At 43.8% G+C, this 24,916-nt stretch carries 23 protein-coding genes and 4 riboswitches; of the genes, 11 read left to right on the top strand and 12 right to left on the bottom strand.

Annotated elements, in window-relative coordinates:
- Window positions 1–65 precede the first annotated feature (65 nt).
- The 4 genes from MHZ95_RS18405 to MHZ95_RS18420 all read left to right on the top strand — a co-directional run bounded on the left by MHZ95_RS18405 (window position 66) and on the right by MHZ95_RS18420 (window position 4,582).
- Window positions 66–1,421, top strand: a complete 1,356-nt coding sequence (locus MHZ95_RS18405; protein WP_239392255.1) for an arsenic transporter — start codon at window positions 66–68, stop codon at window positions 1,419–1,421.
- Window positions 1,422–1,693: 272 nt separating this feature from the next.
- Entirely contained in the window at window positions 1,694–2,434 is a 741-nt protein-coding gene (locus MHZ95_RS18410; protein ID WP_239392256.1) for a (Fe-S)-binding protein, read from the top strand.
- A gap of 1 nt (window position 2,435) precedes the next feature.
- Window positions 2,436–3,866, top strand: coding sequence for a LutB/LldF family L-lactate oxidation iron-sulfur protein (locus MHZ95_RS18415; protein ID WP_239392257.1), 1,431 nt, complete (start codon window positions 2,436–2,438; stop codon window positions 3,864–3,866).
- Window positions 3,863–4,582, top strand: coding sequence for a LutC/YkgG family protein (locus MHZ95_RS18420; protein ID WP_255726843.1), 720 nt, complete (start codon window positions 3,863–3,865; stop codon window positions 4,580–4,582). The genes MHZ95_RS18415 and MHZ95_RS18420 overlap by 4 nt, the downstream gene beginning before the upstream one ends.
- Window positions 4,583–4,673: 91 nt before the next feature.
- Here the strand turns inward: MHZ95_RS18420 and MHZ95_RS18425 are convergent, their stop codons facing one another.
- On the bottom strand, window positions 4,674–4,871 hold the full coding sequence (locus tag MHZ95_RS18425; protein ID WP_239392258.1) for a hypothetical protein: 198 nt from the start codon (window positions 4,869–4,871) through the stop codon (window positions 4,674–4,676).
- Window positions 4,872–5,086: 215 nt separating this feature from the next.
- Window positions 5,087–5,193: riboswitch (SAM riboswitch) on the top strand.
- A gap of 306 nt (window positions 5,194–5,499) precedes the next feature.
- Between MHZ95_RS18425 and MHZ95_RS18430 the strand changes: the two genes are divergently transcribed.
- On the top strand, window positions 5,500–7,362 hold the full coding sequence (locus tag MHZ95_RS18430; RefSeq protein WP_239392302.1) for a bifunctional homocysteine S-methyltransferase/methylenetetrahydrofolate reductase: 1,863 nt from the start codon (window positions 5,500–5,502) through the stop codon (window positions 7,360–7,362).
- A 38-nt stretch (window positions 7,363–7,400) separates the two neighbouring features.
- Window positions 7,401–9,695 (top strand): 5-methyltetrahydropteroyltriglutamate--homocysteine S-methyltransferase, encoded by a 2,295-nt coding sequence (gene metE / locus MHZ95_RS18435; RefSeq protein ID WP_239392259.1) that lies wholly within the window; start codon window positions 7,401–7,403, stop codon window positions 9,693–9,695.
- Window positions 9,696–9,907: 212 nt separating this feature from the next.
- On the opposite strand, the gene MHZ95_RS18440 is transcribed toward metE, so the two are convergent.
- From MHZ95_RS18440 to MHZ95_RS18465, 6 genes are all read right to left on the bottom strand, one after another.
- A complete protein-coding gene (locus MHZ95_RS18440) occupies window positions 9,908–11,386 on the bottom strand; it encodes an MFS transporter (RefSeq protein ID WP_370643109.1) in 1,479 nt (492 codons plus the stop codon).
- 73 nt (window positions 11,387–11,459) lie between these two features.
- Window positions 11,460–11,570: riboswitch (SAM riboswitch) on the bottom strand.
- Window positions 11,571–11,584: 14 nt separating this feature from the next.
- Window positions 11,585–12,694 (bottom strand): 5-methyltetrahydropteroyltriglutamate--homocysteine S-methyltransferase, encoded by a 1,110-nt coding sequence (locus MHZ95_RS18445; protein ID WP_239392261.1) that lies wholly within the window; start codon window positions 12,692–12,694, stop codon window positions 11,585–11,587.
- A gap of 23 nt (window positions 12,695–12,717) precedes the next feature.
- Window positions 12,718–13,902: a cystathionine beta-lyase gene (gene metC / locus MHZ95_RS18450; protein WP_239392262.1), complete on the bottom strand. Its 1,185-nt coding sequence runs from the start codon at window positions 13,900–13,902 to the stop codon at window positions 12,718–12,720.
- On the bottom strand, window positions 13,899–15,023 hold the full coding sequence (locus MHZ95_RS18455; protein ID WP_239392263.1) for a methionine biosynthesis PLP-dependent protein: 1,125 nt from the start codon (window positions 15,021–15,023) through the stop codon (window positions 13,899–13,901). Before MHZ95_RS18455 ends, metC begins: the two co-directional genes overlap by 4 nt.
- Before the next feature lie 81 nt (window positions 15,024–15,104).
- A riboswitch (SAM riboswitch) is annotated at window positions 15,105–15,211 on the bottom strand.
- Between the two features lie 81 nt (window positions 15,212–15,292).
- Entirely contained in the window at window positions 15,293–16,048 is a 756-nt protein-coding gene (locus tag MHZ95_RS18460) for an ABC transporter permease (protein WP_239392264.1), read from the bottom strand.
- Window positions 16,045–16,776 carry an ABC transporter ATP-binding protein gene (locus tag MHZ95_RS18465; protein ID WP_239392265.1) on the bottom strand — a complete coding sequence of 244 codons (732 nt, stop codon included), beginning with the start codon at window positions 16,774–16,776 and terminating at the stop codon, window positions 16,045–16,047. The genes MHZ95_RS18460 and MHZ95_RS18465 overlap by 4 nt, the downstream gene beginning before the upstream one ends.
- Window positions 16,777–16,924: 148 nt before the next feature.
- On the opposite strand from MHZ95_RS18465, the gene MHZ95_RS18470 reads away from it, so the two are divergent.
- From MHZ95_RS18470 to MHZ95_RS18485, 4 genes are all read left to right on the top strand, one after another.
- Window positions 16,925–18,262 (top strand): MATE family efflux transporter, encoded by a 1,338-nt coding sequence (locus MHZ95_RS18470; protein ID WP_239392266.1) that lies wholly within the window; start codon window positions 16,925–16,927, stop codon window positions 18,260–18,262.
- An 82-nt stretch (window positions 18,263–18,344) separates the two neighbouring features.
- Complete coding sequence (locus MHZ95_RS18475; protein ID WP_239392267.1) at window positions 18,345–18,764, top strand: hypothetical protein; 420 nt, start codon at window positions 18,345–18,347, stop codon at window positions 18,762–18,764.
- A 4-nt stretch (window positions 18,765–18,768) separates the two neighbouring features.
- A complete protein-coding gene (locus MHZ95_RS18480; protein WP_239392268.1) occupies window positions 18,769–19,233 on the top strand; it encodes a hypothetical protein in 465 nt (154 codons plus the stop codon).
- Between the two features lie 31 nt (window positions 19,234–19,264).
- A complete protein-coding gene (locus tag MHZ95_RS18485) occupies window positions 19,265–19,843 on the top strand; it encodes an SCO family protein (RefSeq protein WP_239392269.1) in 579 nt (192 codons plus the stop codon).
- A gap of 417 nt (window positions 19,844–20,260) precedes the next feature.
- Here MHZ95_RS18485 and MHZ95_RS18490 read toward each other — a convergent pair whose 3' ends face one another.
- The 4 genes from MHZ95_RS18490 to azlC form a co-directional block, all read right to left on the bottom strand.
- Complete coding sequence (locus tag MHZ95_RS18490) at window positions 20,261–20,575, bottom strand: DMT family transporter (RefSeq protein WP_239392270.1); 315 nt, start codon at window positions 20,573–20,575, stop codon at window positions 20,261–20,263.
- Window positions 20,575–20,916: a DMT family transporter gene (locus MHZ95_RS18495; RefSeq protein ID WP_239392271.1), complete on the bottom strand. Its 342-nt coding sequence runs from the start codon at window positions 20,914–20,916 to the stop codon at window positions 20,575–20,577. The genes MHZ95_RS18490 and MHZ95_RS18495 overlap by 1 nt, the downstream gene beginning before the upstream one ends.
- 69 nt (window positions 20,917–20,985) lie before the next feature.
- Window positions 20,986–21,086, bottom strand: a riboswitch (guanidine-I (ykkC/yxkD leader).
- Between the two features lie 65 nt (window positions 21,087–21,151).
- Window positions 21,152–21,484, bottom strand: a complete 333-nt coding sequence (locus MHZ95_RS18500; RefSeq protein WP_239392272.1) for a branched-chain amino acid transporter permease — start codon at window positions 21,482–21,484, stop codon at window positions 21,152–21,154.
- Window positions 21,481–22,194 carry an azaleucine resistance protein AzlC gene (azlC, locus tag MHZ95_RS18505; RefSeq protein WP_370643111.1) on the bottom strand — a complete coding sequence of 238 codons (714 nt, stop codon included), beginning with the start codon at window positions 22,192–22,194 and terminating at the stop codon, window positions 21,481–21,483. Before azlC ends, MHZ95_RS18500 begins: the two co-directional genes overlap by 4 nt.
- Window positions 22,195–22,390: 196 nt before the next feature.
- Between azlC and MHZ95_RS18510 the strand changes: the two genes are divergently transcribed.
- Window positions 22,391–23,779 (top strand): aminotransferase-like domain-containing protein, encoded by a 1,389-nt coding sequence (locus MHZ95_RS18510; RefSeq protein WP_239392303.1) that lies wholly within the window; start codon window positions 22,391–22,393, stop codon window positions 23,777–23,779.
- A gap of 22 nt (window positions 23,780–23,801) precedes the next feature.
- Here the strand turns inward: MHZ95_RS18510 and MHZ95_RS18515 are convergent, their stop codons facing one another.
- Window positions 23,802–24,845: an AI-2E family transporter gene (locus tag MHZ95_RS18515; RefSeq protein WP_239392274.1), complete on the bottom strand. Its 1,044-nt coding sequence runs from the start codon at window positions 24,843–24,845 to the stop codon at window positions 23,802–23,804.
- Window positions 24,846–24,916 lie beyond the last annotated feature (71 nt).

The following is a 24,916-nucleotide window of genomic DNA, read 5'->3' on the forward strand; positions in this document are numbered from 1 at the left end:
CAAGGAAACGGACAAACAATTCACTCGCGAGTCGTCTAGTAAAACGAAGGGAAATGAGTAGATGTATGAGTTTTCAAATAGGTATTACCGGTTTGGTGTTTGTACTAACCATGCTCATCATATTTTGGAGGCCAAGAGGTTTAAATGAAGCATGGCCTGCATCAATAGGCGCGAGTATTATTTTAGCAACAGGGATTGTCTCACAACAAGACATTATGGATATCATCAGCAAAATTGGCGGGGCATCCATTACGATTATTGCGACAATCGTGATGGCTGTCATATTAGAAAGTTTTGGATTCTTCCACTGGGCAGCGGCAAAACTGGCAAGATTCTCGAAAGGGTCGGGGTATCGTCTCTATTGGAATATTCAGCTCCTGTGTTTTTTAATGACACTATTGTTTAATAATGATGGGAGTATCTTAATCACAACTCCAATACTTATTTTACTCCTCAAAAATATGCAACTGAAGCTTCGGCAACAAATCCCTTACCTGTTAAGTGGTGCGCTTATCGCCACCGCTTCTAGTGCACCGATTGGAGTTAGTAATATTGTTAACTTGATTGCCTTGAATATTATTGAAATGTCACTTTGGATGCATACGGCCATGATGTTTATCCCGGCGACAATCGGATTGTTGTTTATGTCATTTTTGATGTTTTTTGTTGTGCGAAAAAAATTACCGAAAAAATTACCTGATTCCGTTATGGATATTGAAGAATCCTTTTTCATTAAAAACTTTCATCCATTGAAAACAAAATTATCCGTTGAAACAAAACGTAAGCGCACAAGGTTTATGATGAAGATTTTGCTGTTTGTCTTTATCATGCGTTGCCTTTTATTTGTGGCATCGTACGTCAATGTTCCCATTGAAATTGTGGCAGTATTCGGATCGGTCGTCTTGCTATTGTGGAGATGGTATCATTTACGGACGAATCCTGTGGACATTTTGAAGAAGACACCTTGGCATATTCTGATTTTTGCCTTCTCGATGTATGTCATTATTTACGGACTGCATAATGTAGGTTTGACAGCGCTATTAGTGCAATGGTGTGAGCCAATTGTAAACCAGGGATTAATTCAAGCAAGTTATATTATGGGAGGATTAGTTTCGATACTTTCCAACTTCTTTAATAATCACCCGGCTTTAATGATCGGAACGATTACTTTGACTGAAATGGGGCTAGATCCGATTACATTAAAGACCATCTATCTGGCGAATATTATAGGTAGCGACATGGGGTCATTGCTATTGCCGATCGGAACACTGGCATCGCTCATTTGGATGAGTATTCTCAGAAAAAACAAAATAAAAGTGACTTGGAAAGATTATTTAAGTGTATCATTACTTGTCATACCGATTTCAACGATTGTTACACTCACATTGCTATACTTTTGGGTACAATTTGTCTTCGCTTAATCGTTGGGAAATATATCATAAGTGCAGGGAATAGGTTGATTATACTTACGTATAATGGAACTACTTCTTGTACTTGTTTACTTGTTCATTTGAAAAATATGAAAGTTGGTTTGTTCCCTCTATGTATATGACATTATTGTGAGAAAGGTACAGCATTATTCATTTTAATACATATAGCCTATAGTCTATTGAGAGCAAGGTTATTAGATGATACTATACATTCATACTACTTTTTAGAATCAACAAAATTTTATGAAAGGGTGAAAAAGTGAATGAAAGTGACCCTTTTTGCGACGTGTTTGGTCGATATGTTTCAAACGAGTGCGGGAAAGGCGACGGTGGAGTTACTGGAGCACTTAGGATGTACCATCGATTTTCCTGAATCGCAAGTGTGTTGCGGGCAGCCTGCTTATAATTCGGGGTATGTAAAAGAGTCCAAAGAAGCAATGAAAAAGATGATCCAGACGTTTGAGCATGCTGAATATGTCGTTTCGCCATCCGGTTCATGTGCATATATGTTTCATGAATATCAAAATGTATTCAAAGGGGATCTAGTTTGGGAGCCGAAAGCACAGGCGCTTGCCAAGAAAACCTATGAATTGACGGAGTTCATAGTCAACGTATTGAAAGTGGAAGATGTGGGTGCGCATTTTGAAGGGAAAGTGACTTATCATACGTCCTGTCATATGACGCGGTTGCTTGGCGTCCAGGAGGCACCTATGAAACTGTTGAAAAATGTTGCCGGCCTTGAATATGTTGAACTGCCGAATAAGCATCAATGCTGCGGTTTTGGAGGAACATTTTTAGTGAAAATGGCACAAATTTCTGAACAGATGGTCGATGAGAAAGTCCAGCATGCCGAAGAGACGGTAGCGGATTATTTAATCGGCGCGGATGCCGGTTGTTTGATGAATATCGGGGGGAGAATGGAGCGCGTTGGAACCCCTGTGAAAGTGTTACACATTGCGGAAGTACTAAACAGTCGTTTAGTTGAGAAAAGTGAGGTGAGCTAATATGCCGATGAAAGTCGGGACGGAAGATTTTAAGAATCGTGTAGATGCGGGGCTTCAGAATACATTTATGAGAGGCGCTGTTTCGGGTGCTCAGGATAGGCTGGAGGTCAGGCGGCAACTTGCGGCAGAGGAACTTGGTAACTGGGAGGAGTGGCGTTCTTTAGGTGAAGAGATTCGTCAGCATGTACTGGAGAACTTGGATTTTTATTTGCACCAATTGAGTGAAAATGTGGCGAAGCGGGGCGGACATGTCTTTTTCGCGTCGACTGCCGAAGAGGCAAACGACTATATTATGGGCGTCATGAAGGAAAAAGAGGCCAAAAAAGTCGTCAAGTCCAAATCGATGGTTACGGAAGAAATCGACTTAAACGCCAATTTGGAACGGATGGGCTGTGAGGTCATTGAGACGGATCTTGGCGAGTATATTTTGCAAGTCGATGATCATGACCTGCCTTCCCATATTGTGGCGCCAGCATTACATAAAAATAAAGAACAAGTGAGAGAAGTATTCGCCCGAAAATTGGGGTATACCGGTTCAGAGAAACCGGAAGAACTAACCAAGCATGCCCGTAAAATGCTGAGAGATGATTATTTAACTGCAGACGTCGGCATTACAGGCTGTAATTTTGCGGTCGCTGAAACGGGTTCCATCTGTTTAGTGACCAATGAAGGTAATGCTGATCTGTCAACGGCGTTGCCTAAAACACAAATTACCGTGATGGGCATGGAGAGGCTTGTCCCGACGTTCGAAGAATTGGAAGTATTGGTCGGCATGCTTTCGAGAAGTGCTGTCGGACAAAAATTGCCGAGCTATGTGACGGTGCTAACGGGGCCGAAAGAGGAAGGGGCTGTCGATGGTCCTGAAGAATTTCATCTTGTCATCGTGGACAATGGCCGGTCGGACATTTTGGGCGGTGAATTCCAATCGATATTGCAATGCATCCGCTGTGCGGCTTGTGTCAATGTTTGCCCAGTTTATCGACATGTCGGCGGACATTCGTATGGCTCCATCTACTCGGGTCCGGTCGGCGCCATTTTGTCACCTTTGCTAGGAGGATACGATGACTATAAGGAACTCCCTTATGCTTCCACATTATGTGGGGCGTGTACGGAAGTTTGTCCGGTGAAGATACCCCTTCACGAACTATTGCATAAACATCGTCAAGTGATTGTTGAAAGGGAAGGGAAAGCACCGATTTCAGAAAAGCTGGCGATGAAGGCGTTCGGATTGGGCGCAGCCTCTCCCGCTCTCTATAAAATGGGGTCCAAAATCGCACCTGCGGCTATGAATCCTTTCACAGTCGGTGATAAAATCTCCAAAGGTGTCGGGCCGTTAAAAGCGTGGACGGAAATTCGGGAATTCCCAGCACCTCACAAAGAGCGATTCCGCGATTGGTACAAGGAACGTTCGAAAGGAGACGAAGAATCTTGACTGGGAATATTCAAGGGAGGGAAGCCTTCCTCACTAAAATAGCCAAACAACTTGGCAGGGAGAAAGTCGCGACTGATATTGTCAGACCAAAGTGGCGTCACCAACCCCAAGACAAAGTTTTACAAGGGGCTAGTCCCGATGAGTTAGTAGACGTGTTGGCGCAACAATGCCAAGTGATCAATACGGATTTTGTTGTGACAACAAAAGAAAGACTAGCATCCGACTTGCATCAAACAATTGCAGCCTATGGGGGAGGTCCTGTTGTTAGGTGGAAAGATGCCCGTTTTGAGCAATTTGGGCTCACTCCGCTGCTAAAGGAAATCCTACCTGCTGAACAAATCCCTGTTCATGAATGGGAAACCGCTAAAGGGAGAGAAAATATTGAACTAGTCGAGCAGGCGAATGTTGGAATCACCATCAGTGACATCACATTAGCGGAATCGGGCACAGCGGTTCTATTGAGCAGTAAAGACAAAGGGAGAACTGTCAGCTTTTTACCGTTAAAATCAGTCATAATCGTTCCGAAAAGTACGATTGTTCCACGCATGACCCAAGCGGCACGAATCATTCGAGAAAAAACGGCTAACGGCGAATACTTAGCTTCCTGCATCAACTTTATAACAGGACCGAGCAACTCGGCCGATATTGAAATGATTCTTGTCGTCGGCGTTCACGGTCCTATGAATATGACATATATGGTTGTGGAGGATTTATAAGCAGCTAAATTCGTACAACCTAAAAAACCGTGTATGGAGTACTCCGTGCACGGTTTTTTATTACAAACCGAACCTTGTGATGTTCGGTGCCCTAAGGAACCATTGGTATGAGCAAGGCGATTACTGCGAGGATAATCGCGCTCCATGCCAATCTTTTTTGTGGGAATGAGAGACCAATAATACCTAAGACGAGCGCAATGCCTCCCAGCCAAAATGGGGCGTAAAAAAATCCAAATACAGCCAAAACAATGGCTAACAAGCCGATCCAAACACCATAGGAAGCTTTCAAAATTAACACCTCCGTTCTACATGAAATGGAACAACAATATACTTTATACTATGCATATATACTGGCTTTTGCTTGGTCAATCTTCATGTATTTATAAGGATAATAGTTAGGTTGTTTCCAGAAAAACAAAAAACTTTCGGAAAAAGGGTTGCATTCTTTGGAGATAGCGTCTATTATTGTTAATAACGAAATATACAAATAAAACAGAATAGTTTTTCTTATCTAGAGAGGTTTAGGGACTGGCCCGATGACGCCTCAGCAACCACCATTTTGGTACGGTGCTAATTCCAGCAAGTCCATTAAACGACTTGATAGATGAGGAATAGACTTTTTCATATGAAGAGTCTGCTCCTTTATAAATAGAGGGGCAGACTCTTTTTGATTTGAATCAGCAGGGAGTCTAAACTCCCTGCTGATTCAAATCAAGCCTCCGGCGGATGTCACGGATTTTGAAAGGAGTTAATTGCGCTTATCTAAGTGCCTTAATTTCTGCAAAAAACGCAAAAATACGGTAAATCGAACCCTTCGCCGTTCGATTCGCAATTCAAAATCCGGACGCAATCACGCCGAGGCGTGATTGATTTATATGAAAAGAAAGAAAAAAGTGGGAGAGGGGAATGTGAAGCCGTTGAGTTTATTAGAGACGTTGAAGGATCGTGTGTTGATAGGGGATGGAGCAATGGGGACATTGCTCTATACGACGGGCGTGGACCGCTGTTTTGAGGAGTTGAACTTGACGCAACCTGAACAGGTACAACATATTCACGAGGCCTATATCGAAGCGGGTGCCGATGTCATTCAAACCAATACGTATGGAGCGAATTATATCAAACTGGCAAGATACGGCTTAGAAGAGCAGGTGAAGAAAATCAATCAGGCAGCGGTTCAAATTGCCAAAAGAGCTGCACGGAAGGAGACATACATCCTCGGAACCATTGGCGGCATCCACGGTACACAAACGACAATCGGAACGAAAGAGGAAATCAAACGTAGCTTCCGAGAGCAGCTGTATTGCTTGCTCCTTGAGGGGGTGGATGGTCTTCTACTGGAAACGTATTATGATTTCGATGAATTGACGACCGTTTTGAAAATAGCGAGAGAAGAGACGGATATTCCGATCGTGACAAACGTCTCCATGCACGAGGCCGGCATTTTGCAAAATGGAATCGAGTTGGAGGATGCTTTGCAACAGTTGGAAGATTTGGGAGCGGATCTGGTCGGTATTAACTGTCATTTGGGCCCTTATCATATGTTGAAATCATTGGAAACTGTGCCGCTTCTCAAGCGTGCCTTGTTGGCGGTCTATCCAAATGCCAGTTTCCCTGAATACCGGGATGGCAAATTGTTTTACGAAAATGAACCGGCCTATTTTGAAAATTATGCGGCCAGCTTCCGGGAACAAGGGGTCCATCTGATCGGCGGTTGTTGTGGAACGACACCTGAGCATATCCAAGCACTGACAAAAGGGTTGACCAATCGGAATCCGATCCGTGAAAAAGTCATTAAAGTGAAGAAGCCTAAGGTGGCTGTGTCCAAAGCAAGAGGCCCACAAGCGCCTTCGCTGTTGGAAACAGTAAGGGAAAGGCACTCAATCATCGTTGAATTGGATGCGCCCAAACATTTGGATACGCAGAAGTTCTTCGAAGGGGCTCAAGCCTTGCAAGATGCAGGGGTCGATGCGATTACATTGGCAGATAATTCATTGGCATCGCCAAGGATTTGCAATACGTCCATGGCTTCACTCGTTCAGCAAAAGACCGGTGCTACACCGCTTGTCCATATCGCATGCAGGGACCGGAATCTGATCGGTTTGCAATCGCATTTGATGGGACTTCATACATTGGGCATCACCGAATTGTTGGCCATTACAGGAGACCCGACAAAAGTGGGCGATTTTCCGGGAGCGACTTCTGTTTTCGATGTTACTTCGTTTGAATTGATCCGACTGATCAAACAGTTTAACGAAGGCATTTCATTGTCCGGGAAGTCGTTGCGGGAGAAAACATCCTTTACGGTAGCTTCCGCTTTCAACCCGAATATACGTCATCTGGAAAGGGCTATTCCGAGATTGGAGAAGAAACTGGCGTCAGGAGCTGATTATTTCATTACCCAGCCGATTTTTAGCCCTGAAAGGATTGAAGAGGTGCATAAGGCGACTAAACATATCGGAGCACCGATGTATATTGGAATCATGCCCCTGACCTCACCTCAAAATGCAGAGTTTTTGCATAACGAAGTGCCGGGCATTAAATTGACGGATCAGGTCCGTGACAGAATGGCGGCTACCGCCGGTAATCGGGAACAGTCAACGATCGAAGGGTTGGCAATCGCGAAAGAGCTGATCGATGTGGCGCTGGAACATTTCCACGGTATTTATTTGATTACGCCTTTCATGCGTTACGACATGACAGTTGCTTTAACGAAGTATATCAACGAAAAAGTGTCCGCAGTAAAGGGGGTGGTTCAAACAGAAAGTGTCGTGCATGGATGAAAGGAAAAAATACTAAGTAGACAAAGGGGATTAGTTACATGGTAAACGTACAAAGTTCGACGATTGGTTATCCAAGAATTGGTGGGAAACGTGAATGGAAGAGAGCATTGGAGCGATTTTGGAATGGCGATATTTCGGAGGCTGAACTGCTTACGACGACAGAAGCACTCCGTTTAGATAGCTTGGCGAAACAGCGGAAATTGGGCATCGACTTAGTGCCGGTAGGAGACTTCTCCCTCTATGATCACGTATTGGATACATCGATCATGTTCGGTGTTGTTCCGAAGCGTTTTGGCTACACAGGTGGAAAAGTGTCTTTGGAAACGTATTTTGCCATTGCTCGTGGAACGAAAGATGCAGTCGCATCTGAAATGACGAAATGGTTCAATACGAATTATCACTACATTGTGCCGGAACTTGAAGGCATCACGCCACAATTGGTGGAGAATCGTCCACTTGCATTTTATAAAGAGGCGAAAGAGAAGCTAGGCATCGATGGCAAACCGGTACTATTAGGACCTGTTACGTATATCAAATTGGCAAAGTCATATGGGAATGAAAATTTCGCTTCTTTATTGCAAGAATTTACACCGTTGTATATTCAGGTTTTGCAAGAACTTGCAGAGGCGGGGGCACAATATGTGCAAATTGATGAGCCGATTTTGACGAAGGAATTGTCTGCGGGGGAACTCGAGCAAGTGAAAAAAGCTTATATAGCGATTAATGAAGCGGTGCCACAGCTGAAGATCATCTTGCAAACGTATTTTGAAAAGATCGCAAATTATGAAGCAATTGCTACCTTGCCTGTACATGGACTAGGATTGGACTTCGTACATGGTGATTCGCTTTCATTGCTACAAAAATACGGGTTCCCGAAAGATAAAGTGTTGGCTGCAGGTGTCATTGACGGACGGAACGTATGGCGTGCTGATTTAGATAAAAAAGTGGCACTCTTGCAGGATATCTTAGCGCATGTTGAACAAGAACGACTGATCGTTCAATCATCCGCATCCCTTTTACACGTCCCGGTCAGTACGGAGCCTGAAGAAAAATTAGATCCGGTCATTAAAGGCGGTTTAGCTTTTGCAGATGAGAAGATCGCTGAAATCGTCCTGTTGACAAAAGGTGTACAGGAAGGGGCCACAGCGATTACGGCAGGGCTTGAAGAAAGCAGAAAGGCATTGGCTGCGCTGAATAACTCCAAATACCGCCAAAACACTGAGGTGAAAGAGAATGTTGCCAAACTGACGGATCAGGACGTGAATCGCGCATTGCCATTTGCGGAACGGATTCATGCGCAAGAGCAGCGCTTCCAGTTGCCGCTATTGCCGACAACGACGATCGGAAGCTTACCGCAAACACCGGAAGTGCGACAGACGAGATCGAAATGGCGCAAAGGCGAAATAACGGACCAAGCGTATGAGCAATACATCAATAGTCAAATCGATAAATGGATTGCCATTCAAGAAGAAATCGGTATCGATGTCCTCGTACACGGCGAATTTGAAAGAACGGATATGGTGGAATACTTCGGTGAGAAATTTGCTGGATTTGCAGTGTCTGAGTTCGGATGGGTCCAATCTTACGGTTCCCGCTGTGTCAAGCCGCCACTCATTTTAGGGGATGTTGCGTTCAGCGAGCCGATTACAGTGAAAGAAAGCGTCTATGCACAATCGTTGACGAAGAAGCCGGTGAAAGGGATGTTGACAGGTCCAGTAACGATCTTGAATTGGTCCTTTGTGCGTGATGATATCCCACGTTTCGATGTGCTGAACCAAATTGCATTGGCGCTGCGCCAGGAAATCGAAGCGCTTGAAAAGAACGGCATCCGCATGATTCAAGTGGATGAGCCTGCATTGCGTGAAGGTTTGCCACTCGATCCGGAAAAACATGAGGCCTATTTAGAGGCGGCTGTCTATGCCTTTAAACTGGCGACTGCGTCTGTTCAAAATGATACACAAATCCATACACATATGTGCTATTCGGAGTTCAACGGAATCATCGATTCAATCAGTGCATTGGATGCGGACGTTATTTCCATTGAGACTTCCAGAAGCCATGGTGAAATCATAACTGCATTTGAAAACAATACGTACGACAAAGAAATTGGCCTTGGCGTCTATGACATCCACAGCCCGCGTGTGCCAAGTAAAGAAGAGATGAAACAAAACATCCATCGCGCGCTTCAAACGATTCAACCGACACAATTCTGGATCAACCCGGATTGCGGTTTGAAGACGCGAAAGGAAGAAGAAACAATCGAAGGATTGAAAGTGATGGTAGAGGCGGCAAAAGAAGTGAGAGAAAGCCAGTTGGCTGCCGTTCAGAAATAAAAGGAAAAGCTTCCCCCGTTTAGATGGACGGGGGAAGCTTTTTTATTATCGGCGGAATTCCATATAATATTGGCGCTTAATGCTTCATTATCGGCGCTTGGAGGATAGATATCAGCGATTCCCCTACATATATTGGCGAATCGGGACTTTCCTCTCACCAAGTTCCAATGAAAAACCGCCTGACAATGAGTCAGGCGGTTTTAATAATGAAATCATCTTCCTGCTTTCGCCGGAGACAATGTTGTCTGGCGAACCTTTTGACTGGAGACAGCGAGTACGAGAACAAGACCCGCTGCCATCAATGCACCGTCAAGCATGAGCGGCATTCCCCAACTACCTGTACTATCCCGAACGACACCGGAGACGACAGGGGAGAGTACTGCCCCGATTTCAGCAACCAGATTGAGCATGCCGAACATGGATCCTTTGCTTTTTTCAGGTGTCAAATCTGATGCCAACGCGTGGGCCACCGGTTGCAAGGCGAAGAAGAACAATCCGGAGACAAACAACATGATGGACATGACGACTGGATTATTATGTCCCATCATGACGTAAGCGGCGAAAACGAAAATAAGGATGGTCAGAACACCGGTCAGCACTGCGAGTACATTGCGCCGCCCATTCGGACGATCCGACACGAGGTCTGAGATTTTGCCACCAAGAGGGAAACCGATAAGACCAGCTAATCCGTTAAATGACGCGACCAATGCTGCCGCCATCAACGCGCCGCCGCCAAAATCTTTGACGATGGAGACGGACCAGAAACCATAAAACCATAAATGCCACATGATTGGGATGAAGAATAGGTACAACAGGAACAAATTTTTATTCGCCAATAATGGCTTGATTTCGGATTTCTTTGTTATATATAAATATAAAATGAGCAGCGGGCATAGTGCCGTAAGAATAATTGCAATCGCAATGGAAGAAAGCCCTAGTTTGACAGAGACGAAATAGATCCCCATGACAATGACTAGGAAAACGGCGGAGTATAGGGTCATATATAAGAACCCTTTTCCGAATTGCGCTTTGATTCCTGGAGAGGATGAATCTAGAGCCACGCCAGGAGTAGCTTTTGGTTTCAAATACTTTAATAGAATGAATGCAACGATTAGTGTTATGCCTCCTGTTACGAAGAAAGGAAAACGCCAAGCATTGTGATTCATAAACGGTTCCGCTAGAGTGATCAGATAGGGTACCCCTAGCGTGCCTGCCGTCAGACCTAAAGACACACCAGTAAGCGCGATACCCATCCCTAGTCCGACTTTTTTCGGAGGGCTATGATAGGCGATATAAGAGCGGTCATTCGAATAAAAAACACCTTCACCAAGTCCTAATAATACTCTGAAAAGAATAAAGGCAATCAGACCGCCTACGATTCCTGTCAATAAAGTGGCAATCCCTGCCCAGAAGATACTTAAGATGATAATGGCGCGATAGCCAAAGCGGTCTCCTAAATAGCCGCCTGGGAATTGCATCAACATAAAGCCGGCAAAGAATAGACTTCCGATCAATCCGCCAATGGCATGCGGATTGGCTACGTCGGCAAAGAAAGAGACTTCATTTTCAATCATATAAGTGATGATTGGGCCTGTTGCTACACGGTCGATATACGAAACGAACCAACCTAAAAAGAGCAAGCCCCAAATTGTGTGATATCGTTGTAACCCTTCTTTTCTCAATTTCCACACGTCCTGTTCTATATTATTCGATATAAAAAACCTCTCCATTTTTCGGACGGAGAGGTTTTCGAAAGAAGATCCTCTCTTATTTTTCAAAGCATATCGCTTTGCAGGATTTAGCACCTATTTAACTGTTTCGTTAGATGGTTGCCGGGCTTCATCGGGCCAGTCCCTCCGCCGCTCTTCATAAGAGATTTCTATTTAATTTTATTTCCATACGTCGTTTGCAATTGAAATGACGTGACGCACTTTTTCCCATTGCTGTTCTTCTGTCAACAGATTGCCTTCTTCTGTTGAAGCGAAACCACATTGTGGGCTTAGGCAAAGTTGTTCAAGTGGAACGTACTTTGCAGCTTCTGCAATTCGTTCTTTGATACTTTCAGGGCTTTCCAGTTCGCCGTATTTGGATGTGATCAAACCTAAAACGATAGATAGATCCGGTCGATTGACGTGACGAAGCGGTTCAAATCCACCTGAGCGCTCATCATCGAATTCGAGGAACAGACCGTCAACATCTAACCCGCCAAAAATCGTTTCGGATACTTCTTCATAGCCGCCGCTAGAAAAATAAGTCGATCGGAAGTTACCGCGGCAAATATGCATCGTTACTAGCAAATCATCTGGTCTTTTAGAGATGGATTCGTTGATGATCCGCGCGTTTAGTTGCACTGTTGTTGCAGGGTCTAGACCGCGCTCTTTCAATGATTCTCTTCCTTCTTCCGATAAGAAGGCAGCCCAAGATGTATCGTCAAGTTGCAGATAGCGGCAACCTTCATCGTAAAGTGCCTGAATGACATCCTGATAGGCAGTGATCAAATCATTCACTAATTCTTCGTTATTTGAATAGACGCCATCTTCGAATGTCGCTCTGTGTAGCAACATATTCGGGCTTGGAATCGCGAATTTTGCCACCGCGTCGCCTGCGATGCTATGTAAGAACTTAAAGTCTTCAATCATGTAATGCGTGCTGAACTTAATTTTATCGTTTACGTGAATGCCGCTCGCTTTCCGCTTCACGCCTTTGAATTCAACGCCTACTTCGGTTTCGATATATTCAACGCCGTCGAAACCAGAAAGGAAATCGAAGTGCCATAATTTACGACGAAGTTCTCCATCTGTTACAACTTTCAATCCAACTTCTTTTTGACTTTCAACGAGTCTAATAATTTCTTCGTCTTCAATTTTACGCAATTCCTCAGCAGTAATTTCACCGTTTTCCTTTTGGAGACGAGCTTTCTTCAAACGTTCCGGACGTAAAAAGCTTCCGACGTGATCCGCTTTAAAAGGTGCTTTTGTTAGTATTTTTTCAGTTGTCATGATCAATTCCCACTTTCAGTCTATTAATTATTTGCAATTAATGTTTTATTGGCGATGGCTAATGCTTGGTCAAAATCCGCAATCAAGTCATCTACATGTTCCAGCCCCACAGAAAAGCGCAACAGACCATCTGTGATCCCGCGTTTTTCCCGTTCGTCTTTTGGCATAGCTGCATGAGACATCTGCGCAGGGTGAGAGAGGATGGATTCCACTCCCCCTAAACTAACGGCGAATACAGGAATTTGGACGCTTTCAACAAACGCTTTTGCCGTTTCCCGATTTGGTAACCGGAAAGAAAGGACCGCTCCTGGGCTGGTCGATTGTTTTGCATGGATCGCATGTCCTGGATGAGTAGGTAAGCCTGGATAGAAGACTTCTTCCACTAGCGGGTGACTGTCCAAATAGGAAGCGATTTTTTGCGCTGCCTCGGATGACTGTGTCAATCGGGCACCCATTGTTTTAATTCCTTGAATCAACGTATAGGAATCTTGAGCACCTAAAATGGCTCCGAATGAGTTTTGGATAAATGCTAAACGATTGCCAAGTTCTTCGTCCTTTGTCACCGCAAGTCCCGCAATAATATCACTATGTCCGGATAAAAATTTCGTGGCACTATGCAACACAACATCGACGCCGAGATCAAGCGGACGTTGGTATAGTGGCGTCATGAATGTATTATCAAGGAATGTTAGACAATCATTCGCTTTCGCTAATTCAACGATCCGCTCAATGTCGGTAATACCTAACAGCGGATTTGCAGGTGTTTCGATGTAAAGCACTTTCGTATTTGGCTGGATCGCTTTCGCGACATCCTCCGCATTTGTGAAATCGGCAAATGTATGGGTAATGCCGAATTTAGTCAACACTTGTGTGACAAAACGGTACGTTCCTCCGTAGACATCTTCTGTAATGACGATGTGGTCGCCTGAAGATAGCAACATGAATGCGGAAGAGATGGCAGCAATGCCGGAAGCGAATGCCAGCCCTCTCGCTCCGCCTTCCAATGCCGCAATCGATTTTTCCAATGCATCCCGTGTCGGGTTACCCGAGCGGCTGTAGTCATAAGGGCCGAAATCGTCAAAACTTTCCTGATGAAATGTTGAAGATAAGTAAATCGGGACGTTGACGACCCCTGTCTTTTGTTCAAAATCTCCGCGCGTGGATGCGTGGATTAGTGTCGTTTCTAACCGTTCTTCACGTGAACTCATCGCTGTTGCACCTCAACTTTTGGTAGTTTCGCAAAAACTTGTTTCAAATCGGCAATGATATCTTCTGCTTCCTCGACGCCGACTGAGAAACGTAAAAGTCGATCGCAAACGCCGCGTTGGATTCGTACTTCACGTGGAATGTCCGCATGGGTTTGCGTTGCCGGATAGGTGATGAAGCTCTCTGTACCGCCGAGGCTTTCCGCGAATGTTATGAGTTGCAAGTTTTGAAGGAAGGGATCAACCCAATCACTTTCCTGTAAGCGGAAGGAGAGCATACCGCCTTTTCCAGGATAGAGGACATCTTTCACAAGCGGTTCGTTTTTCAGATAGTCCGCAACGAGTTTAGCGTTTGCCTCATGTTGTTTCATACGCAGATGCAAGGTTTTCAATCCACGAATGATGAGCCAGGAATCGAAAGGTGAAAGAACCGCTCCGATTGCATTGTGGTTAGCTCCCAACTGTTCACATAGTTTTTCTCCTTTGGCAACGACAAGTCCGGCCAATACATCATTATGCCCTCCGATATATTTCGTCGCGCTATGGAGCACGATATCGGCACCAAGTTCAATCGGACGCTGTAAATAAGGGGTTAAGAATGTATTGTCGACGATGAGCAATAAATCATGCTTACGTGCAAGTTTTGCGTACTGTTCGATGTCCGTTTCCTGCATGAGCGGATTGGTCGGTGTTTCGATGAAAAGTGCCTTCGTGTTCTCTGTAATCAATTTTTCTGTTTCATGCACATCTGTAAAATCAGTGTAAGTAGTTGAGATAGAATAGATGTCTGCATACTGTTCGAGTAAGCGGTAAGTACCGCCGTAAATATCTTCCGGTCCGATGATTTCATCACCTGATCGGAATAAGGACAGCACGAGCTGAATCGCTGCCATACCGGAAGCGCAAGCATATCCTTGGTCTCCGCTTTCCAAATCGGCGATACCTTCTTCCAAAAGGGCACGTGTCGGATTTTTTGTGCGTGTATAATCATAGCCGGTAGACTGGCCGAGTCCATCATGCTTATAGGCGGTAGAGAAATAGATCGGCGGGTTCACTGCACCGGTTTTTGCATCACTTTGATTGCCGAGCTGTACAAAACGTGTTTCTAAACTTTTCTTTGTCATTGTTGTCATCCTTTGCTTGCGTAATAAATAAAGAAGACCCTCTTCTAGAGAAGAGGGTCTTCAAAAAATTTGAAGTCAATCTTCTCATCTTCTAGACAATGGCTGTCTATTGGAATTAGCACCATACCTTCGCGTGGCTGGTTGCTGAGACATCTTCGGGCCAATCCCTCCGTCTCTCTTGATAAGAATAAAAATATAAAGTTGTTTGAAAAGATTAATTTATCATACTCTAACATGAATAGAAAAATAATACAAGAGTCAAAATTAATTTATTGTTTTCCCCGCAATAATTGCATGCGTTCGTTGAACAGACTTGGATACGATAAAAAGCCGAGTAGGATACTTGTTACAGCTGCAGTGGTCAGCAATAGAAAGACGATCATTAATTGGAATTGGACTGCTTGCATCGGGTCTGCACCAGCGATGATTTGTCCGCTCATCATGCCGGGCAATTGAACGAGTCCAATCGTTTTCTGACTTTCAATTGTAGGGATCATACTCGTTTTGATCGAATTGAGTAATTGTCTATGGATCGCTTGTTTTGGCGTGCCGCCGAGTGAGAGGATCAGCTCTGTTTCGTCGCGATGCGCTTCCACTTCTGCAGTAAACCGGTTCAGGAATAAGATTGTTAACACCATTGAATTTCCAAGAATCATGCCGCTAATGGAAATGATATATTGTGCGGTAGGCGGAACAATTTGGAAGCCTAGTAAAATACTTTGTGTCAACACTTCAATGGCAATGAGCGTCGCCGCAATTTTCCATGTAATCCCCTTGATCGCTTTGCCTTTTTTACGCGCATTTTGTGTTGCGGCTCCGATCATGAGCGCTACCATTAGCAATATGTATATCAGATTCTCTGAATCGAAGACGAATTTTAAAATAAAACCGATGATTAATAATTGAAGGGTGGAGCGGATGGCTGCGATGATCGTATCTTTTTCCAACCCTAAGCGAAGCGTTTTGGATAACAGTAAAGGAATGACGACGAAAATGAGTGTGATGGCTAAAGTGGTATAACTCATCTGTGATCCCCCTGTACAAATTGCTTCACCAATGGATTTGTCGGTGATTTCAAGAACTCGCTTTCTCCGGTCTCCATCACTTTGCCGCCCATCAGCACCCATGTGAAATCACCAATTGAAATGGCCTGCTCCAGATTATGCGTAATCCAGATAATGGTCGTGCCGTATTGACGGTTTATATTGACGATCAATTGCTCGATGTCATGCAATGAAGTCGGATCCAAAGCGGATGTGATTTCATCCAATAATAAGATTTCCGAACGATTGATAAGCGATCGGGCAATGGATACTTTTTGCCGTTGTCCACCGGATAGATCGTCTGTTTTCCGTTGTAAGAAGGATTTCGCCAAACCAACATCTTCTAGTAGATGAAGGGCATCCTGTTCTTCTAGTTGTCTACCTTGCAGTTCGAGTGGCAACGCCAAATTTTGAAAAACGGCCCCTTTGACCATCGGTGCGCTTTGAAGCGCGATGCCGACATGGCGGCGCAATTCGACAGGGTTATAGGTGGAAATCGGTTTATTATGTATGAAAATATTCCCCGACGTAGGGGAAATCAATCCGTTACATAGTTTAAGCAAAGTCGTCTTCCCGGATCCAGAAGGGCCGACAAGCGTTGTAATTTTTCCTTTTGGAAAGGAACCGTTAATACCTTTTAAAATAGGAACGTCATCAATAGAATAATCGACGTTTTGAAAATGAAGGGCAGCTTCAGTTAATTGGGACATATAATCCGCTCCTAAATCGAGTGAGTTTGTAAGATTGAAATCCTTTGCAAGATATCCTAACTATATCTATTTTCACATAAAAAGAAACCTGTCGCGAACTTTGTTAAACTAGAGGTTCAATCATTTGGATAGACATGGGGGGAGTGGTATGGCAAAACAACATGATTTTACAGAGGGGAATATTGTAAAGCAACTCTTTTTCTTCTCTGCACCGATACTTATTACAAATTTACTGCAAGTATCTTATCAATTTATTGATAGTCTTTGGGTCGGCAATTTGATCGGAGCGGATGCGTTGGGAGCTGTCGCTTTATCCGGGACGGTTATTTTCACGGTACTCTCTTTTGTGATCGGTGTAAACAATGCCGCGTTGACGATTTTATCCCAACAAAAAGGGAAGGGGAGCGTTGCCGGACTCAGGCGTTATTTGAACGCTTTTGTTGTTTTGTTGACCGGCATGGCGGTTGTCCTTGGTGTGGCAGGCTTTGTGCTGGCAGAGCCAATTTTGCTGCTTCTTGGAACGCCGGAGTCAATGGTGGATATGGCTGTCGCTTATTTGCGGATCAATTTTCTTGGGATTTTGTTTTTATTTGGCTATAACTTCATCGGTACGGTTTTCCGGTCGATGGGGGACTCCAAGTCTCCACTCTATTTCGTGTTGACGGCTGTTATTTTGAATGCCGTGCTCGATCCGATTTTCATAGCGGTTTTCGGGTGGGGCATTGAAGGGGCAGCTTACGCAACGGTTGTTTCCCAAGGAGTCGCGTTTTTAATGGGGATTATTTATTCTAGCAAGGGGAATCGCGTCCCGTTTTCGAAACCGCATATACCCGCACGTCAAGAAGTGTTCGATATTTTGAAATTGGGTATCCCTGCTGGTTTGCAAATGAGCGTCATTTCCGCCGGGGTGATGGCGATCATGAGCGTTGTTGCTTCTTCCGGTCCTGCTGTTGTGGCGGGATATGGGGCTGCGCAACGTTTGGATAGCTTGATCATGCTGCCGGCACAAGCGCTTGGAACAGCTGTCAATAGTATGGCGGGACAGAATATTGGAGCGGGGAAATGGGATCGTGTGCATCGGATTACGTTGTATGGTTTTATCTATAACCTTGCTGTCATGCTGACACTGGCGCTAGTCATTGTGCTATTCGCGGACGTTGGCATCCGACTCTTTATCACGGAACCGGATGCGGCGGGCTTTGGCGCCGATTATTTGAAGATGATCGCCTTTTTCTATCCTTTCTTGGGCATTAACTTCATCCTCAATGGGGCGGTCAGAGCGGCGGGGGCGATGTTCCAAGTGCTTGTATTGAATATCGTTTCGTTTTGGGTTTTACGGTATCCGATCACTTATTTCCTATCTGGACTTTTTGGGGAAAAAGGGATTGCTCTAGGCATGGGCGTCAGTTTTGTCATCAGCAGTATCATTGCGTTTCTGTATTATCGATATGGGAAATGGAGAAAGGCGGAGACGTTCGGGGATTGAGCAGTTTGGAAAAGTTGCTGCTAGTAGTCGGAAGTGGTCATTTTCAAGTGGAACATGCCATATCGTATGTTGAGGTGGCGCGATGGCGAACGGGGTAATTTCTATATTGATTTATATTGACCTATTACTTGTGTCGTTTTTTTATCTGTACTTACGGAAAAGAAAGGAACAGATAAGCTATACGTTAGGGATGACGAGTAGTATGGCTGTTGGTGGGCTCACTGCCTTACTGACAGGCATTTTGCTCATAATGCAATTTCCGTTCCATTTTACGTATATTACGATGTTTTCTGCCCTGATTGGGGGATTTGTCGGAGCGTTCTACGGGCGATTGGTGGATAGGGGACTCTTTGTGCTGGGCTTGACGAATGGCATCATGATCGGGCTGATGGCACCGATGATCGGGACTGTCATTGAAATGCCTGTACCGTTCATAGGAGTTTTGCATGTGTTTTTTATCGGATGTATACTCACCATTTTTTGGACACTGAAAAGGACGTGAGTGGATGTGGCAGCTCATTCTTTTGTGTGCGATGTGGAATCTGACCGAAGCGGGGTTGGTCTATCAATCGTTGGAAACGAAACGATCATTTGTGGAAGAGTATTCCATGTCGACGATGTGCATGACCGTCATTATGATGACTGCATTTGTGATGGCGTTACATCTTGAAGTCCTCCTTCCACCGGATGTAACAGTGCTGCAATTCATCCCTCTGTTGATCGGTTTGGTAATCGGTTGGGGTTACAGTCGACTCAAGTCTGATCCAGCCAATTTGCTGATCAGTCTTTACAATGGGGCGATGGGCGGCCTCATGGGCATGATGTTAGGCGCTGTTTTGCAAAATCCGGCTCTGTGCAATATTCCGATCGCATCACAGGCGATGATGGAACTGAATACGTATAGTTTGGTGTTGTTCTCTGCTTGTTTGCATGTCGTTGTCTGTCATTTATTACGCTTTGTGAATAGGTAGATCTTCGGAAAGGATGAAGAGGACGGCTCGGATGAAAGTGATAATAGGAATCAGTCTATTCGTGCTCGGTTCTATCGCCTTTTACTTTATATGGCCACAAACTGCACCATTACCGAAAATTGGAGCTGTGCAAGAGTGGAAGCTTACAGAAGTGAACGGTGAGGAATTGTCCATGCAAGGGAAACCGAAACTGGTGACGTTTTTCTATACGAATTGCCCGGATATTTGTCCAATGACGATGTGGGATTTAACAACTTTACAGCAACTGATGCAAGAAGAAGGGTATACGGATGATCAATATTTGCTTGTCTCGGTGACGTTGGATCCTGTGTATGATACGGTGAAGAGGATTGAGCAATACAAGGAAGTGTTTACGATTTCAAGTCCCAATTGGTTGTTTTTAAGGGGAACGGAAGAAGAAACGTTGAACTTCGCTCGTAATTTCAATTTCTTCTATGATAAGGATGCGGATGGGTTCGTCACACATGCCACGACAATGTATATCGTGGACGCCGACGACCAAATTAGAGCACATCATAATATGGCGATGGGGAACAAACAAGTGAACATCCGAGAAGTTGCGGATCATTTACAGCAACTGATCCGATAAAGTGAAACTTCAATCAGTGGTTTTTTTTTCCATCCCCCCGCTGATTGAGGGGAACACAAGCTAAAAGCGTCACGTCCTGTGACAACGCTTGTGTGACCAACATCGTGTTGGCCCGAACCAATCGGGCTTTTATCTTCCTTTAACGGATGTCCAAACTACCCTGCTGAAGGAAGGCAACTTAAGTTCGCGGCGTCCTGTAAGTGCCTTAATTTCTGCAAAGAGCGCAGAAATATGGCCAATCGAACCCTTCGCTGTTCGATTGGCAGTTGATCTCCCGCCTATCCTTATCGTTTTACTTAAGTCTTGAGGTGGGAGTCTTACTGCCCGTTAATGCGGGATAAAAAACGGCCACTCGGTTTTAAAAAAGACAAGAGGACTTCAGATGTCCATCTTGTCTTTTTCAAGATTGTGGCAGTCTTAAGAGACTAGCTTTAGACCAACCGCAGCACCTAGGACCATGGCAATAAAAACGATTCTTTTCCACTCTTTCGGTTCATCATAAAAAATCATTCCTAATATAGCTCCCCCAGATGCTCCAATTCCTGTCCAAATTGCATAAGCAGTGCCCATCGGCAATGTTTTCATCGCGTATGCAAGGAAAATAAAACTTGCACCAAAGCCAAGAATGAGTAAGAGCACCGACTGCCAACTTCGATCTTTATGCAATTTATTGATCATCAAGACGCCAAACATTTCAAATAACCCTGCTACAACTAAAGAAACCCAAGCCATTAAGATTCAACCCCTTCTTCAATAGTTTCTTTCGTCACTAATTTCAAACCGATTACTCCGACCAATAAAAGCACAATCAACAGTACTTTTGCGAGTTGGAACGGTTCTCCAAAAAATACGATGTCCGCAAACACGGTTCCGGCAGTCCCGAGACCTACAAAAACCGCATAGACGGTTCCAACAGGTAATTCTTTTCCAGCCATAATCATTAAGTAAAAACTGACGATAATCGCAATCACCGTTCCAGTCCAAGTCCAAAAATCATCCGCATGTTTTAATCCAATAACCCAAAAAACTTCAAACGAAGCAGCAATCATCACTTTCACCCAGTTTGCATTCATGCAAACAACACCTCCGATTTTATTCTTACCCCAAAATAAAAAAAGCCTATGAGAAAACTGTTGACCAGTTTCTCCCAGGCTTTTATCCTTCCGTGACATAGCAGCAAAGCTATGAGTTTTCTCTCGGACCAGACAAACAGACTCGTTTCGGAACCCTAGAAAACATTTTAGTTATGCAATTGCCTCCTATTATACACAAACTTAGGAGGGATACAAGGATAATGATTTAATCTGTTTAAAAAACGATTTGAACTAAAAACATATAAACAATTGTTCCCCCAGCTATTGACAGGAGCATGTTTTTCTTCCAAAAGTGAAGCAGTGCAACTACCGCCACCGCAATCAATTCCGGGATACCGCGACTTCCGGATTGCAGATTTACATCTTTAAAACAATAAATAACTAACAGTCCAATGACAGCCGTTGGTAGCACTTTCCCAAGGTATTGTATATAGAGCGGTGTAGGTTTACCCGATGGAAAAACGATGAATGGAAGAAACCTCGTCAGCATAGTGCCTAAAACAACCATAGCAATGATAATGATCTGTTGTGTTACATTCATGGTCATATTGTGTGTGCCTCGACTTTCTCCAATGACTTTCTAAGCACGGTGAGTGTTCCTAGAATCATAAGCATGGCGGGAATGATAAAATTGTTGCCGCCAAAAATAAGTAGACTGATCACTGAAAGCCCAAGCCCAGCAAGCGCGCTATGGTGCTTTTTCTCTTTCATCCACTGTTCAATGAAAATGACAACAAACAGGGCAGTCATGACAAATTCGAGGCCTTCCGTATTAAAGGACAGATAAGCTCCGAAAATGCCCCCGATCGCTGAACCTATGACCCAATAGGAATGATTGAGCAATGTCACAAAGAACATGAACCAGCCCTTGTCTATATTTTGGGGCACATCAACGGTATTATTGATCGCAAAAGATTCATCGCAAAGCCCGAAAATCATATAGGATTTCTTTTTCCCCATTCCCTTGTACTTTTCGAGCATGGAGATGCCATAAAACAAATGCCGCGCATTCACCATCAAGGTTAGAAAAAGGGCATTGAGCGGATTGAAAGCGACAAGTAGTAAATTGGCCGCAACGAATTCCATTGAGCCTGCAAAAATGAAGAGACTCATTAGAATCGGATAAATTGCACCAAAACCTAATGAATTCATATAGATGCCATAAGCGATTCCTAAAAAGACAAATCCCGTCATAATGGGCACGGTAGGAGGAAAAGCTGAACGAAATGCAATCCATATATGGCTTTTGTTTTTCATATAATTCACATCCTGAATAATTAGCTTGAAGTTACTGTAGCACAATAAATCCATACAATAAACTAAATAATTGTATGGATTACACTTATATTGAAATTGAAAACCTTCCATTTTTAGTGGAATGAAGAAGCGGTTTTTGTTCATGCATACAATTAAATGCTACAATTGTATGCATTATGATGGTAGAGGTGTTCGTATGCCAGTTAACTCATTCGATAATTATTCAATGTCTTGGAAACCCGATAAGAACGCTTTAAAACGTCCTTTTTATAAATCGATAGCCGCACTACTTGAACAGGATATCGTAAACGGCTATTTAGCACCCGGGACAAAATTACCGCCGCAACGAGAATTGGCAGATTTTCTTGACTTGAACTTCACTACGATTACCCGTGTTTACAAAATATGTGAAGCGAAGGGATTGATTTATGCTGTTACGGGTAGTGGAACCTATGTAGCGCCGAATGCCTCCCGATCGATCACCATTTCTAAAGATAAAACGACTAACCTCATTGAGCTTGGTTTTGTTGCCTCTTTTGAGCAAACCAATTCAATGATAAAAGATAGTATTCAAAAGGTTGTCGAGAAAAGGTATTTGGAACAGTTGCTAAATTATAATGATCCGACCGGGATTCCGCATCAAAAAACGGCCGCTCTTAACTGGATGGAACCTTTCGGCATTCATGTAGACCAAGAGCAAATTGCAATCGTTTCTGGTGCTCAAAATGCGTTGGCTATCGCATTGGCCGCTCTATTTGAGCCTGGTAATCGAATTGCAACCGACTTATACACCTATTCGAATTTTATTGAGTTAGCGAAAATGTTTCATATTCAGTTAGTGCCTATTCGGGGAGACCAGTACGGTATGTTGCCGGCCGAACTTGAAAAACAGTGTAGCCAACTAAATATTCACGGTATTTTCCTCATGCCTTCTTGCTCCAATCCCACTACAATTATGATCCCGGATTTTCGAAAACTAGAATTGGCTGCGGTCATTCGTAAGCATCGCCTCCTGTTGATTGAGGATGATATCCATGCTTTTTTGACGGCAGGGACAATCGCAGATTACCAGCAGCCGATGTTCAATTTACTGCCTGAACAGAGCGTGTATATTTGTAGTACTTCCAAGTCGATTTGTTCAGGCTTAAGGGTCGCCTATATGGTCTTTGGGGAGGCATTGCGTGAAAAAATTTCGCAGGCTATTTTTAACATAAATGTAAAAACATCTTCTTTTGATGCAGAGGTGATTACGGAGCTGGTCCTTTCTGGGAATGCCGAGAAAATAGCTTCTCAAAAGAAACAACTTGCACAGTATACAAACCAGATCTATAAAGAATATTTCCCATCAGAAACGAATGTGGGGCATCCGCTTAGTTTTTATCGTTGGCTTCCGATTCAAGGGCATAACGATTCAGTACAGTTGGAATCAGATTTGAAGGAGCGAGGGGTTCAAGTTTTTCATTCCGATCGATTTTTAAGCGGACAGACCACTCGAAATCACTATTTGCGTATTGCACTTGCTTCTACAAACTCATTGGAAGAATTACAAGTAGGATTAGAGATCATCAAGCGCTACCTTTTGTAACGACAAAAAGACAAGAAGGACATCAGCTGTCCAACTTGTCTTTTTTAGTCGATCGCGTTTGTTTCGGATTTTTATTCGTCACATCAAGTATATCCAGTAGGAAGACGAAGACCGGAATTCCGATGATCAATCCCCAGACGCCGAAGAAATTTTGTGAGAAAATGAGTACGACGAAAGTGTAAAAAACGGGTAAATCCGTTTTGGAGGACATCAGCTTCGGATTTAAAATATACGCTTCGATCGCATGGATGACCATAATGGCGATTAGTAGGTAGACGACAGTCAGGAAGCCACCGATCGTAAAGCCGATAATCGTCAGGGGGATAAGTGAAATGATGACGCCTGCAACAGGAATGAGCCCCAAGAAGAAAATCATAATGCCCAGTCCGACAATTTGCGGGTAGCCGAGAACCATTAAAATGATCACCGACAAAAATGTATTGACGAGAGCGATGATGAACTGTGCTTCGATTACTTTTCCGAATGTGCGGGAAAACTTTTTTCCGAAGAATTCAATTTCATAGTAGAAAGGGGCAATCTTACTGTTTTTAAACTTTCCCGTGAATTCGATGAGGCGTGGCTTTTCAAGAAGGAAAAACAAACTTAAAATCAAAGCGATCAATACATGTATACTCGTTTTACTAATATTCGAAAATGACTGCAGTAAGAATGAAACCCCATTCTCAATATAGGCCTTAATCTGTTCGCCGGAAATAATAGACTCAATTTGGCCGAGCAGTGGATTTTCATTCGGATGGGTGAAGAAATTCGTAATTTGTTTAACGAGTTGACTGATTTCAAGTGTGATGAGCGGCAAATATTTCACCAGACCGACTGTCAATATACCGACGATCAATGTATAGAGCATGATGACAATCAGTTTATGATTCAAAGGAAGACGCTTCGCGGTGAAATCGACGAGTCGATTCATTAAAAACGTAAAAATAAAGGTGAGTAAGATAAGGTTCATCATACTTCGTACGCTAAAAAGCACTACGATGATCAAAGCAAAAATGACGAAGCGTTTCACTTCTTTTTTCCGGAAGAATTCAATTATCGCATCCATATAAACTAGTACCCCTCGTATCCATTATTTATGTAAAAAAACCACCTATGACCCTTTTATGTTAGTATCCA

The sequence above is a fragment of the Sporosarcina sp. ACRSM genome (assembly GCF_022346545.1).
Taxonomy (GTDB): domain Bacteria; phylum Bacillota; class Bacilli; order Bacillales_A; family Planococcaceae; genus Sporosarcina.